The 13578-nt window shown below is 37.5% G+C and carries 13 protein-coding genes; 9 read left to right on the forward strand and 4 right to left on the reverse strand.

The window, feature by feature from the left end; genetic code table 11:
* The first annotated feature begins 11 nt into the window (after window positions 1-11).
* Window positions 12-1898, forward strand: coding sequence for a PTS fructose transporter subunit IIABC (locus AACH31_RS04615; protein ID WP_161831663.1), 1887 nt, complete (start codon window positions 12-14; stop codon window positions 1896-1898).
* 194 nt (window positions 1899-2092) lie between these two features.
* Here AACH31_RS04615 and AACH31_RS04620 read toward each other — a convergent pair whose 3' ends face one another.
* On the reverse strand, window positions 2093-2728 hold the full coding sequence (locus tag AACH31_RS04620) for a hypothetical protein (RefSeq protein ID WP_161831662.1): 636 nt from the start codon (window positions 2726-2728) through the stop codon (window positions 2093-2095).
* A gap of 152 nt (window positions 2729-2880) precedes the next feature.
* Between AACH31_RS04620 and AACH31_RS04625 the strand changes: the two genes are divergently transcribed.
* Together AACH31_RS04625 and AACH31_RS04630 are read left to right on the forward strand one after the other, a co-directional pair.
* A complete protein-coding gene (locus tag AACH31_RS04625; protein ID WP_161831661.1) occupies window positions 2881-3477 on the forward strand; it encodes a glycosyltransferase family 32 protein in 597 nt (198 codons plus the stop codon).
* Window positions 3478-3657: 180 nt separating this feature from the next.
* A complete protein-coding gene (locus AACH31_RS04630) occupies window positions 3658-4230 on the forward strand; it encodes a hypothetical protein (RefSeq protein ID WP_161831660.1) in 573 nt (190 codons plus the stop codon).
* Window positions 4231-4275: 45 nt separating this feature from the next.
* On the opposite strand, the gene AACH31_RS04635 is transcribed toward AACH31_RS04630, so the two are convergent.
* Complete coding sequence (locus AACH31_RS04635) at window positions 4276-5034, reverse strand: exodeoxyribonuclease III (RefSeq protein WP_161831659.1); 759 nt, start codon at window positions 5032-5034, stop codon at window positions 4276-4278.
* A gap of 194 nt (window positions 5035-5228) precedes the next feature.
* Here AACH31_RS04635 and AACH31_RS04640 point away from each other — a divergent pair, with 194 nt between their 5' ends.
* The 4 genes from AACH31_RS04640 to AACH31_RS04655 all read left to right on the forward strand — a co-directional run bounded on the left by AACH31_RS04640 (window position 5229) and on the right by AACH31_RS04655 (window position 8390).
* Window positions 5229-6542: a GNAT family N-acetyltransferase gene (locus AACH31_RS04640; protein WP_161831658.1), complete on the forward strand. Its 1314-nt coding sequence runs from the start codon at window positions 5229-5231 to the stop codon at window positions 6540-6542.
* A 41-nt stretch (window positions 6543-6583) separates the two neighbouring features.
* Window positions 6584-6820, forward strand: coding sequence for a hypothetical protein (locus AACH31_RS04645; protein ID WP_161831657.1), 237 nt, complete (start codon window positions 6584-6586; stop codon window positions 6818-6820).
* Between the two features lie 87 nt (window positions 6821-6907).
* Complete coding sequence (locus AACH31_RS04650; protein ID WP_161831656.1) at window positions 6908-7924, forward strand: alpha/beta hydrolase family protein; 1017 nt, start codon at window positions 6908-6910, stop codon at window positions 7922-7924.
* 181 nt (window positions 7925-8105) lie between these two features.
* Window positions 8106-8390, forward strand: coding sequence for a hypothetical protein (locus AACH31_RS04655; protein ID WP_161831655.1), 285 nt, complete (start codon window positions 8106-8108; stop codon window positions 8388-8390).
* Window positions 8391-8491: 101 nt separating this feature from the next.
* Here AACH31_RS04655 and AACH31_RS04660 read toward each other — a convergent pair whose 3' ends face one another.
* A complete protein-coding gene (locus tag AACH31_RS04660) occupies window positions 8492-8986 on the reverse strand; it encodes a DedA family protein (protein ID WP_161831654.1) in 495 nt (164 codons plus the stop codon).
* A gap of 504 nt (window positions 8987-9490) precedes the next feature.
* Here AACH31_RS04660 and gshAB point away from each other — a divergent pair.
* The gene (gene gshAB, locus AACH31_RS04665; RefSeq protein WP_262950629.1) at window positions 9491-10876 is read left to right on the forward strand and encodes a bifunctional glutamate--cysteine ligase GshA/glutathione synthetase GshB; all 1386 of its coding nucleotides are present in this window, start codon (window positions 9491-9493) and stop codon (window positions 10874-10876) included.
* 45 nt (window positions 10877-10921) lie between these two features.
* On the opposite strand, the gene AACH31_RS04670 is transcribed toward gshAB, so the two are convergent.
* A complete protein-coding gene (locus AACH31_RS04670; RefSeq protein ID WP_262953611.1) occupies window positions 10922-11743 on the reverse strand; it encodes a hypothetical protein in 822 nt (273 codons plus the stop codon).
* Between the two features lie 463 nt (window positions 11744-12206).
* Here AACH31_RS04670 and AACH31_RS04675 point away from each other — a divergent pair, with 463 nt between their 5' ends.
* Complete coding sequence (locus AACH31_RS04675) at window positions 12207-13370, forward strand: CD0519/CD1768 family membrane protein (protein ID WP_262953610.1); 1164 nt, start codon at window positions 12207-12209, stop codon at window positions 13368-13370.
* The last annotated feature ends 208 nt before the right edge of the window (window positions 13371-13578 follow it).

Raw genomic sequence — 13578 nt, forward strand, 5'->3', positions numbered from 1 at the left:
GAGGGGTTCATATGAGAATTATCGATTTGTTAAGTAAAGACTCAATTAGTCTTCGTTTACAGGCGAAAAATAAAATGGAGGCCATCAATGAATTAGTTGATTTAGTAGATGCTAGTGGTCACTTAACTGATAAAAAGGCGTACAAGGAAGGAATTATTGCGCGTGAAGAGCAGAGTACAACCGGGATTGGAGAAGGGATTGCCATTCCACATGCTAAAGTAGCTGCAGTGAAAAAGGCATGCTTGGCGGCCGCTGTTAGCCACGTGGGGGTTGACTATGAATCGTTTGATGGAAGTTTAGCTCATTTGTTTTTTATGATTGCTGCACCTGATGGGGCAAATAACACGCACTTAGAAGTCCTATCGCGATTATCAACGATTTTGATGGATGAATCCTTTAGAAAGAAACTGATGGATGCCAAAACAGTGGATGAATTTTTATCATTGATTGATCGAAAGGAAACAGAGGCGTTTAAAGAGGAAACAGAAGAAGTTATCGAACAAGGGGGGAATGAAAAGGCATCAAAATATCCTCAAGTATTGGCAGTCACAGCGTGTCCAACTGGAATTGCGCATACGTTTATGGCGGCAGAATCACTTAATAAAAAGGGGGCAGAGTTAGGAATTTCGATTAAGGTTGAGACGAATGGATCAGCAGGAATTAAAAATGCGTTAACAAAAGAAGAGATTGAGCATTGTGAAGCTATTATTGTTGCGGCTGATAAAAAGGTAGAAATGGCACGATTCAATGGTAAACGTGTGATTCAAACAAAGGTTGCCGACGGGATTCACAAAGCAGAAGAATTAATTAACCGGGCAGTAAATGGAGAGGCACCCATTTACTATAATTCGTCAGCGACACAGGATGTAGTGGAGGAGTCAACTGAAAGTTTCGGGCGTCAATTATATAAACACTTAATGAATGGTGTTTCAAACATGTTACCTTTCGTTGTAGCTGGAGGAATTTTAATTGCCCTTGCCTTCTTATTTGATAATCGCGAAATAAACCCAGCAAATTTTGGATCAAATACGCCGTTTGCTGCTTTCTTTAAAACGATTGGTGATGCAGCCTTCGGATTTTTATTGCCTGTGTTAGCAGGATTTATCGCGGTTAGTATCGCGGATCGCCCAGCTATGGTTGTTGGTTTCGTTGGTGGATTGTTAGCAAATGTAGGTGGCGCTGGATTTTTAGGGGCGTTACTTGCCGGATTTATTGCCGGTTATCTTGTTGTTGGATTAAAGAAAGTTTTCTCATTTTTACCATCATCACTTGAAGGGATTAAACCTGTTCTGCTTTATCCTTTATTTGGAACATTGCTTGTCGGAGTCATCATGACGTTTATTGTAAATCCGCCAGTTGCCTTTGTTAATCAAGGGTTGACTAATTTTTTAAATGGATTAGGAACGAGTTCAGCAGTTATTTTAGGAATTGTTGTGGCTGGAATGATGGCGATTGATATGGGAGGACCATTTAATAAAGCGGCTTACGTTTTTGGAATTGCTTCATTAGAATCTGGAAATGAAGCAGTTATGGCGGCTGTCATGGCCGGGGGGATGGTTCCACCTTTAGCCATCGCATTAGCCACAACGTTCTTTAGCCAACGTTTTACAAAAGAGCAACGTGATTCTGGAAAAGTTAATTATGTCATGGGACTCTCTTTTATTACGGAAGGGGCTATCCCATTTGCAGCGGCTGATCCATTAAAAGTCATTCCTGCTTGTGTGGTTGGTTCGGCGATTGCTGGTGCACTAACGATGATTTTTAATTGTACGTTGCCAGCACCACACGGTGGAATCTTCGTATTACCGGTTGTAGGAAATGCCCTCATGTACCTTGTTGCGATTGCCGTAGGTTCAATAGTCGGTGCTTGTATTTTAGGTGCTTTAAAGAAAAAATAATGATGAGTGAGTGTTGGTTGGATACCGAGGACTCGAAAAAAGACCCCAGGCAGAGATAGCTGATCTATCTTCGGACCTGGGGTCTTTTGTATAGGATTGGGGAGGCTAGGTCAACATACAATGGGTGACAGTGGTTGATTAGACAACCAACCTGGCGATAACTTTTTGTATGTTCCAACTTCCCGTTAGACGTTTCATTTTATTTCATCTACATGAAGCTGTCCATTTGCGACTAAGAACTCTTCAAACAACGGAAGCTTCTCTTGAAGTTCTTGACAAAATTGTCGCCATTCAGGCAATCGATGATGGTGACGTTGTGACCAAATGTTCATGAGTTGCAAATAGTTAGTTGTAATTCTTCCTGTCATTTTTAATCCCGCTGGGGTCGAGTACAGGAGTTTCAGATAATCTTCTTTAGACTTCGTTTGCTGATAATGTTTTTGAAGCTCTTCTAGACGCTCGATAATAAGAGGGTCTGTATAGTCGTTAAACGCAGATTTTAAATCAAACTGGCTAATTCGATGCATGGTACTCATCCCAGTAATGATGTCAGCAAAATGGTACCGTTGAAACTCAATCCAAGCTTTATTTGTAAAGGTGATATCCATATTCACGACAATCCCCTTCGCAAACGAACAATGTCCACTATTTAACGGAGCGCGTAACAGCTTTAGAGCACGTCGGTAAGGGTGAGACTCCTTTGCATTCCCTTTTAAAGAATTCAGTTGTTGTAAAACAATTTCTTCCTGATAATCCTCAATCATCGCATACCCACTCGCAATAAGGGTCTCCTCTAAATCATAGACGCGTAAATGAGAAATAATCTCCATTTTTTCTCCTCCTTTTTACAATTTAAGATTAAAATAACATGCGAAGAGATGAGGGAGCAAGGAAAAATAACAAATTTCTAATAATCGGTAGAAACGATGAACGATTTATTAGAAAATACATATAATAATAAAAAGGAAAGGAGTCGATCGACATGAGTCAAATAATTCCTAAAATAATTCATCAAATATGGTTAGGAGACGGTGATGTTCCAATAAAATATTTATCGTTTATTGATTCGTGGAAGTCACATCATCCTGATTGGGAATATCACCTATGGACGGTGGACCATCTGATTCCCTTGAGAAACCAAAGAAGTTATGATCAAACGACAGATGTCGTGCAAAAGACCAATATCGTTCGTTATGAAGTTCTTTATCAATATGGTGGAATTTACGTTGAATTAGATACAGCCTGTTTTAAAAATATTGAACCTTTATTGGATGATGTCGAATTTTTTGTGGAAACTAAAGATGATTTTTATTTTTCTAATGAATTGATGGGATGTACGCCACATCACGAATTAATGGGCGAATTAGTGGAAGGAATTTCTCGTTCTTTACAGACAGAGGGCTTAGCCCCAATTGATGAGCAAAGCGGTAGCCTTTATATGATGAAGTACCTTCTTTGGATGCCAGAGGTCACCATTTTGGAGGAGGCTATGTTCATTCCATCACATACCGAGTTGCTTCAGCCTGAGGATGGCTCATACTGCTATCGTTCAGCGCGATTCGTCCCCTCTTTAGGATAAATTGCTTTTTTTGACGCTTTACGAGTGCTTCTACTATAACATATGATAAGGCGTCATAGATAGTCACCGTTTAAGAAAAAGAGAACGTAGTTTTTAAATCCAGGAAATACCCCTTGACATAGATAGACAAGTTCCTTACGAGTCGCATGTTAGACTAATGACGATGAGAGGGGGATGCGGATGAAAAATCCAAAATCGTTTACGACGTTTTTAGAAGGGTTTAACTTAGGAACCATTCTATCATTAATTTTATTGGGGAGCATTTTATTAAGTAGTCAATCTATTCAAGCATATAGTTTAATCTTAATTCTTATCTTAACGTGTGGTGTTGTCATTGGGGTGGTTAGGCAATACTTGCTGATTCAATTAACATTAATGAAAAATATGAGCCATTCCTTTAAGCGCTCGCAAAATCAAATTCCAAAACGTTTATTAGAGATGAAAAATAATAAGTTACTCGACGCCCTACATTTATTAGCAGGGATTAGCTTACGGTTGCGAATGAACATGGGGGGAGTTGCTTTACTCACCGTTCTTTTGTTAATGACGCTATTTTTACCAACCGTCTATACGTATTATTTTTCTTCGAAGATGTTGATTGTGAGTTTAATTTGGAATCTTGCCTTTATCATTTATACGTTTAAAATAGTAAGTGAAATCAAGGAAAATTATTACTATCTTCAAGATCAGATTAATTATTTATTAGAAGTTAATCAATTTAATCCGGCTCACATGGGGCAAAAACAAAGCTAACCTTTGATAAATAAGAAATGGACAAGTGCAAGACTTGTCCATTTCTTATTTTATTGTGAGTGTGAGACCAACTGGGCAGTGATCAGATCCTAAAATTTCTGGATAAATAGTAGCTGTTTGTAAGCTTTCTTTTAGACGATTAGAAACAAGGAAATAATCAATGCGCCAACCCACGTTTTTAGCACGTGCATTTGCACGGTAAGACCACCAGGAATAACATCCTTCTTGGTGCGGGAAAAAGTAGCGAAAGCTATCAATAAATCCTTCTGAGAGTAAATGGGTCATTTCCTCACGCTCTTCTTTTGTAAATCCTGCATTTTTTTGATTAGTTTTAGGGTTTTTTAAATCAATAGGTTGGTGGGCGACGTTTAAATCCCCACATAAAATAACAGGTTTTTTCTTGTTAAGTTCGACTAAATAATGGCGAAAGTCACGTTCCCAACTTAAGCGATACGGTAACCGGGCAAGTCCGTTTTGGGAATTTGGAGTATAGACATTTACGAGATAAAATTCATCGTATTCTAACGTAATGGTTCGTCCTTCTTGGTCGTGCTCCTCCAGGTTGATTCCATAAAAAACCGACGTCGGACGGTGTTTAGTAAAAATGGCTGTTCCGGAATAACCTTTCTTTTGGGCATAATTCCAGTATTGGTAGTACCCCTCGAGTTCTAAGTTGATTTGTCCTTCTTGTAACTTTGTTTCCTGAATACAAAAAAAGTCAGCATCGATGGTTTGAAAAAAATCTAAAAATCCTTTTTTAACACAGGCGCGTAATCCGTTGACATTCCATGAGATAAATTTCAATTTTATTCCTCCTTTTTATGAAAGAAAGTTTATCGTACCTTGCGATAAAAGTCTACTAAAATGGACGATGTTTGAAAAAGATGTTGAAAAATGCAAAATCCTTTTTATAGGGGAGGGCACATAAAAGAAGCTAAAAAACATAAATTAATAGCATGATAGGGTTATGACTTTTTTGTAAGATGGGAGAGATCGACATGAACTTATGTACAGATCATTGCCAATTAATTGAGAAACATAAGGGAGGAGACCCCTCTCATTTGCAAGCATCGTCTTCTTCAAAAAGGGAGAAAAATGAAAAAATCGTTGATTTTGAATGGGAGGTTAGGCTAACAAAGAATCAGCAAACGATTGGGGGGGTACAGCTTAAATCACTCCCTGATACAGTGAGCGTAGAGTTAGGGTATGATAACTTAGAAGTTTTAAGGCAATTAAACGTTATCGAAGAAATTTTGAGAAAGTTAGTGGACTTTTCTTTTTTGACGTTAAAAGTTCCTCGATTGATGATGATGGTTCGCTCGATTGATTTTGAGTTAACTAAAGTAGTAAAAAAACTTGGGATGAGGTTAGATGAGAAGGTAAGCATTGGGGGCGCTGTTTTCTCAAAATATAGTTTAACTCATCCGATAAATGAAAAAGTTCCTCTCTTAAAAATGCGTTCAAGTGCGCAAATCCAACGAGAGGTACTTGAATTTGTAAAACGTGAAGCGGAAATTCGTATTTTAATACAAACAGGATTACGATTAAATCGCGATGCTCCTCTTGATATTATGAGAGATTACCGCTTTTGTTTAGGGGTAAAAAGTGAAAAATTGCACCGTTATACGGAGGATTGTTCATGGATGGAGACATTTGGGGAATTGTTAGTCGTTAAAAAAAATAAGTTAACCCCGTCTCATCTTCTTTTTCAAATGCAATTTCAAGATGGAATTCGCCTTGATTTTGAATTCCTAACGCTCGATAGACTAAAGGAATATGTTATCTCAGAAACATTGTATCGAGTGATTTTAGACAAGGATCATCAGTTGCCACTAAATACTCAGACTCATCTGTTTCCTAGCCGTGTTTCATGCCCGACGGAAGAGGAGTTTCAGGAGTTACTGAATGACATTTGGTGGAATCAAATTGAGGTTGCTAAGGCATTGTATCGTGAAGAGGTGACGCTAGTTGGGTCACTTTATGAGAAACTTTTAACGGAGGGGCTAACAACCCTATTAGGCTGGATGGTTGAAATTAAATATGATTGGAAGGTTGATTTAGGCCGAAAAAATAGGTGGTTAAAACGTTATTTATCAGATACTAGCTATCAAGAGTATCTTTCACTGTATCCTAATCAAAGTTATGGGGGGATGTGGGAGCGTTTGTTTTTGATGAAGTTATTCGTTGAAAAATATGCGAAAAAAGTGGCAGGGGTTCTCGGATACACCTATGATGTTGAACAAGGGGAAAAAGTAGCTAAATTTTTACATCGAATCAATTCTTTACCAAGTAACGCCAGTGAATTTCATTAATCATGACGTAAACGTCGGGCGAAAGTCAGGGGGAAATTAAGATGGCAGAAATTATTTTATTAATAGTGATTGCTGGATTGGTTTTAGGGGGGCTTTGTTTGTTGTTTGTCGGATTAGGTGTCTTCCAATTGATGATGAAAGGGATAGCATTAACGAGGATTACCGTGATTTTTAGTTTAGGCGTCTTAGTTGTTCTTTTGTGTTTAACAGTTGGTCATGTTATAAGGGTGATAAGTTATTTTGAAGCCCTTTTAAAAGCAAAAACTCATGAAAGATAGTCCCCCCTCCTTATCTTTAATACAAGGGTTCATTTGAGGAGGCAACAAAGGAAAAATAGGATAATGCATGATTGAGGGAGGAAGAGGATGAAAAGTAGGAAGAGGATGATCGGTTGGATTGTTTTAGGAGGAGCGCTTAGTTTGTTTCTTCCGTTGTTAGTGATTGGATGTTTGTATGAGAGGCAATATGGGGAAAGAAATGAGACTCCGGAATATTTAATGTATGACCTCTCAGTATTTTCAAATTTAGAACGTAGTCCTATTTCTTTTGAGTCTAATGACGGTCAATTATTAGCAGGATATGTATATACAAGTCCAGAGAATGACAACCCATTGGGGACCATTATTGTATCTTCAGGAATTGAAACGGGGCATAACGCGTATTTGCCAGAAATCAATTATATGGTAAATAGCGGGTATCGTGTTTTTGCCTACGACGGAACAGGGAATGATGAAAGTGAAGGAGAAAGTACCGGAGGCTACTTACAGGCAGCTATTGATTTGGATTATGCGATTCGTAAGGTGAAGGAAGATAAGCGGTATGGTGACTTACCGGTGATGCTATATGGTCATGGAAGTGGTGGATATGCGGTTGTATCTGTTTTAAATCATCATCAGGATATTACCGCTGTCGTCGAACAATCGGGCTTTTATGCTTCAACGGATGCGATGCCTTATCACTTTCAATGGTTAAAGCCTTATATTAAACTTTATGAGTATTTAAAATATGGAAACTATGCTCGGGAAGACCATTTAAATGTATTGATGCATACGAATAGTCATGTTCTTCTTCTTCATAGCGAAGACGATGAGGTGACAAGTTATGAGCAATCCTTTTTTAAATATGAACCGTTGCTATCGGCCCATGATCATTTAACGTTCAGACGCTATCAAAATCGTGGCCATGATGTCGTTCTTGATCAACGACTTATAAAGACGTTAAAACTACAAGTGGATGCGGATTTAGCGGAAGAGAAGATGTCGCCCACACTAAAAAGGATGTATCAACGGGTTTTTTATGACGCGAAAAAAAATTTAGATGTTGCCGTAATGCAACAGATTATTGATTTTTATAATCAATGGATATATGCAGAATATGAATAATCAGTGAAATTAGGATAAACCTCTATAGTTTCTCTTCAGCGGTAAAGGTCAATGGGCGATAGTAAAAAATGATGAACAAATTTCTGACCTTTACCTTCTATTTTTAATGGAATGATTGAACCCATCAAGTATTCAGTTTATAATACAAAAAGAGAAGTAAGAGGAAAGAAGGTAATGGTCGTTGGTTTTATATGATGTGTTAATGGTTATTTCTATTTTATGTGCACTTTTGGTCACAGGAATGATGATTTGGCTAATGAATCGTGCTAATAAGAAGATTGAGCGTCAAACGCGAGAGATTCAAGGAAAAGTTGAACAGTTAAGAGCAGTGCCTGATCGATTAAAGGTAGAGATTGGGGACAAATTGGAGGTAGTAAGGGGAAGGTTAAGAATTTGTTACAAGATGTTAACGTTTATTGGACGTAGAAGAAAACAAAAACGACTAAAAAAGAGATTGTTAAAGTAAAGTGTCTGTCTGTAAAATAAAAAAACCTCAGCTTAATAGTGAACCATAAGGGTTAGATTAAAAATTATATCGTTAAAGGTTCCTATTCGTTTGAGGTTTTTTTATAAAGAGCAGGCGAAAATGTATCCGAGGAGAAGGAGAAGTGAATTCCAAATCGCAATGCCCCCCATCGAGAACCACAGGTATGATTGAAAAGGGACCTGAAAGACACCTGCCATGAGTGAGATAAATGTGCGTACGGTTGGAATTGTTCGACCAATTAAACAAGTGATGGCCCCATAGCGCTCACTCAACTCCTTCGCTTTGTCTAATCCCTTCTGAGTGGGTGGAAATTTATAATAGAAATAATTGTACATGGGGCGACCAAATTTTAGAGCAATCAGATAATATAGAAGACATCCGCAAAGACTGCCAATAAAGGTTGTAAAAAAGATGGTAAGAAGATGAAATGAACTTTGCTTTGTCAAGTAACCGATCGTAGCTAAAATAAGATATGAGGGAATTCCGGTAAGGTTTAAGGCCTCTAAAAACATAATCACAAAAATAAGCAGAGGCCCATACTCATTAAAATAAGATAAGATCTGGGATATTGTCATGAGGTAGACTCCTAAATTTAATTTTTTAAATTTATTATACCATAAAGAAAAAAGTAAAAACAAGTTGGGTGAATCCACATCTCCTATTCAAAAGATCAGGTGTATTAGGCGAGAAAGTTTTATTAAAATGTGCTATGATGGGGGTGGAGATAAGTGTGATTTGGTATAAATACCAAGGAGGAATCATAAGGTATAAATGGTTCAATCTTTTTAGAAGGACACCCCTTTTCATATAAGTGGGGAAAGCATCTAAGCCTGTCACTTAGTAGGGCTTCGTCATCTATATTTAGCAAGACTTAAAGGTTTTCTATGAAAAGATAATTTAGAATTTGTATGTACACCAACCGAAGGAACCATATATTTTATTAAACAGACTGAGTTGTTTAATCCATTCGGATTGGATGACGAATCATTAAATAGAGATGTGAGGAGATTTAAAGTGATCGTCTCGTACAAGTCGTATTGAAAAGGAATGGACGATTTGGGAGAGGAGGTAAAAAGGGAATGTTATTGGAATTGAAAGAAAAACTAACCGTTGAAGATTTATACCACGGAAATTTTGGAATTGAACGAGAGGGACTGCGCGTGACACAAGAGGGGAAACTCGCAGATACCCCGCACCCAGAAGTGTTCGGTGATAAGTTGAAAAATCCGTTTATTACAACCGACTTTTCCGAGAGTCAAATTGAAATGATTACCCCTGTTTGTCAGACGATTAATCAGGTGCATCGCTCCTTAGCTTCTCTTTACCATCAGACAATAAAGGGGCTACAAAGGAAGGAATATTTATGGCCGCAATCGATGCCCTGTTTGTTAGAGGAGAAACAAGTAGTTGCAATTGCCCACTTTACTAGTGATGAGGAAGGAAGGGCGCTCATGGCGTACCGAAAATTATTATTAGATAAGTATGGGGCTAAAAAACAATTGATTTCTGGGATCCATTACAATTTCTCATTTAGTGAAACATTGCTGAAAAAATTATTTTTAGAAAGAGGAGCTAGCCAATCTTATCAATTATTTAAAGATCAAGTATATCTTAAAATTGTCCGTCAATATTTGCGATACCGCTGGTTGCTTATTTATTTTTTAGGGGCTTCTCCGGTCATCGATACAAGTTATTTAAGTGAATGTAAAGCTCCGCTAAAACAAATCGCGAGAGATAGTTTTTCGTATGAGGGAGCAATTTCCTTTAGAAATAGCTCAGATGGGTATCAAAATAAAGTCCCAATTTATGTTGATTACAAGGATGTAAAAAGTTACGTTCGCTCTTTACAGACGTATATTGATAAACAGACACTGTTCAGTTACAAGGAGTTTTATAGTCCGATTCGTTTAAAGGCACGGAATCCTCAACGTTTTATGGATTCATTAAAACAGGAGGGGATTTCCTATCTTGAAATACGCTCAATCGATCTTAATCCATTTGAACCACTAGGAATTTCTAAGACGGATTTACAATTTATTCATTTGTTTATCTTATTTTTATTGGAGAGTGAGGAGGTCGAGGTGGAAAACTGGCAACAGGAAGCTAACTTCAATGCAGAGCAAATAGCAAGAGAAGGACGTTGTTCTTCACTTCGACTTAAGCGAAGGGATGAAGAGGTTTTAATGACTGAATGGGCATTAGAAATATTGAATAAAATGAAACAAATTAATGATACATTTGGACTTTATCAGGAAGCAATGATGGATCAAAAGGTAAATCAGTTACGCTACCCGGAAGAAACAATTTCAGGGAAAATGGTAGAACTAATGAGGCGGAGTAGCTATCTCGATTTGAATTTAAGTTTAGCGCGTCGATATAAGGATAGTTTAAAACACCATTTGGTTTTAGGGAAAAGGGTAAAGACAGTGGATTTAGGCAAGGAAAATGAGACGTGTTTAAATTAAAAATGAAGGAGAATTCTATTTTAAGGGGGTTCTCCTTCATTTTTTTTATTGTGAAACCTGTTCAATTTCATCGAGAATTCCACTTAGGCGAAGGGCTAGTTCATCTAATTGAAGTTCTTTAAATTTTAAATCCTCCTCTGTTGCAAGTTGTTGTTGTTTACTGCGTTTGAATTGAGATGTTTCATCATTCTCAACCGCAATATAATTTGCTTCAAACGCTTGCAACAGTTCTTGCGTTTCGTGTAAATCTAAAAGAATCATCGTCTTGGTGTATCCTGATGTTAAAAACTCCGTAGCAACATTAAAGGCTGAGTTAACAGGGTGTTTAGTGAGTTGTTTATCAATTGCTTTGAAGGTTGTTTGAATGACTTTCGTATAATCAGTTTCATTTGGGTTATGAAGGTATTGCTCAACCGTGTGTACGGCTTCCGTCATTATTTTTAAAGAGGTTTCATAAAGCGAAGAGGTGTCCTGTGAAGACATATGTTTAGATAGCTTTTCTTTAAGGTTAGTTAAAGGTGTGAGAATTTGTTTAGAAAGAGTCTCAGTATAAGGTCCTGTTTCTTCGGCAAGAATATTACGTTGGGTTCGTAATTCTTTAATATTTGTTTGTAGACTTTGAATCTCGGACTCTAACATGCTACGTTCTTCATGAAGCATGGTTAGTTGAGAAGTGGCATTAGCAAGGGTAGGCGAATCTGCCTCTAGTAATTTGGAAACAGGTGTTGCTGTTGTTCGAGCTAAATCGAGTTTAATAGCAGATGTTTGAATCTGTTCGGGTTGGTGTTGGGTAAAGCTTAGGAAGATTCCGCTGACGACTACTAATCCCCCAACTAAGCTAATAGGTATCATTTGTTTAACGTTCATAATAGCCTCCTAAAAAACTAGTTTTTATTAGTATGTCCGTTTACAGGGGATTTTTACGATAAAATTCAAAATAATAGTAAATAAGAGAGATAACTTTTTGGGGGAAGAAATGAAATTTCACTTAGAATTAGGCGAGAGATGATAGGCGATGGTAAAAAACATAGAGTATTGTCGTTGATTGTCAGAAGAGTTTTTAATATAATAAGAGTAATATCAATCAGTTAGACTAAATCTAATTTCTAATCATTTGATGGGAGAAAAGCATTTAGACTGACTATAATCTGATTGGAAACATCCCATCATTTCGTCGTTTAGTTACTAGAGTATATGTAAACAGTGGTTCCGTTTTTTGAAATGAAATTTCCTACTTGAAAAATAAATTTAGGATAAAGGATTGATCCACGCAAAGATTAGTAGGGAAACGCCTAAAATGATGTAAATAACTAAGATAGGAGATGGAAAAATGAACCAATCACGGAAACGGGTACGCTCTGTTAGTTTAGAAACCTTTATCTTTTTGGGAGTAACCCTTGGCATCTTTGGATATATCGCCAGTCAAATGGGTGTTGGAATCATGTTTAGTGTTATTATGAAGACGGCCCATGACCTATTACTACAAACTGTGTTTTTAATTATGGCATTGGCCGTGTTAGCTGGGGCGCTTAGTGCGCTATTATCGGAGTTTGGAGTCATTGCTTTAATCAATAAATTATTATCTAAGGTTATTCGCCCGCTTTACGGATTACCAGGAGCAAGTATTATAGGAGCGATTGCTACTTATTTATCGGATAATCCCGCTATTATTGCGTTTGCAAAAGATAAAGAATTTCAACGTTTTTTTAAAAAACATGAAATTCCAGTTCTTTGTAATTTAGGAACAGCGTTTGGGATGGGGTTAATTGTTACAACTTTTATGGTGGCATTGGGCCCAGATTACATTGTGCCAGCGTTACTTGGGAATGTTGGAGCCATTGTTGGGAGTATCGTCAGTGTTCGCCTCATGCTTTCCTACACAAAAAAATATTATGCGAATCAAGGAATTGAAGATTTTCAACAAGATGAGGTGATTGTTGTTGAAGACTATCGTGAGATTCGTGAAGGAAACCTGTTCCAACGTATTCTTGATGCCATGCTTGAAGGAGGAAAGAACGGGGTCGAAATGGGAATGTCAATCATTCCTGGAGTTTTGATTATTTGTACACTTGTTATGTTGTTAACATTTGGTCCCTCAACGGATCCGCTGACAGGAGAGTCTGTTTATTTAGGGGTCGCTTATGAGGGGGTAGCTCTTCTTCCAGCCATAGGTGAAAAGCTCATGTTTTTGTTAAACCCATTATTTGGATTTACTAATGCGCAAGCTATTGCGGTACCTGTCACTTCCCTAGGGGCTGTCGGAGCAGCGATGTCGCTAATTCCACAATTTATTACTGAAAATATTGTAACGCCTAATGATATTGCAGTATTTACTGCGATGGGAATGTGTTGGAGTGGATATTTAAGTACCCATGTTGGAATGATGGATGCACTTGGGGTAAGACAATTAAGTAGTAAGGCAATTATGGCCCATACAATTGGAGGAATCGTTGCTGGAATGGTTGCTCATTTCCTATACATATTTTTTATTTAAAAAGTTACCGCGAGGTAACTTTTTTTGGAATAGCAACCACACAAATGAAAAGAATAGTTAAGGAATATACTTCAGATGAGGATAGTTTTATTTAAGAGATGTTGGAAAGTAGGAGTGGTAAAGAAATAAAACGGTAGAATAAATTTTATAAAGTAAATAAATATTCTCATGAATGAAGAGTAAAGGATCGAAAGGAGGAGTAATAGGT

Origin of the sequence: Turicibacter faecis (genome assembly GCF_037076425.1) — a bacterium.
In the GTDB taxonomy this organism is placed as follows: domain Bacteria; phylum Bacillota_I; class Bacilli_A; order MOL361; family Turicibacteraceae; genus Turicibacter; species Turicibacter faecis.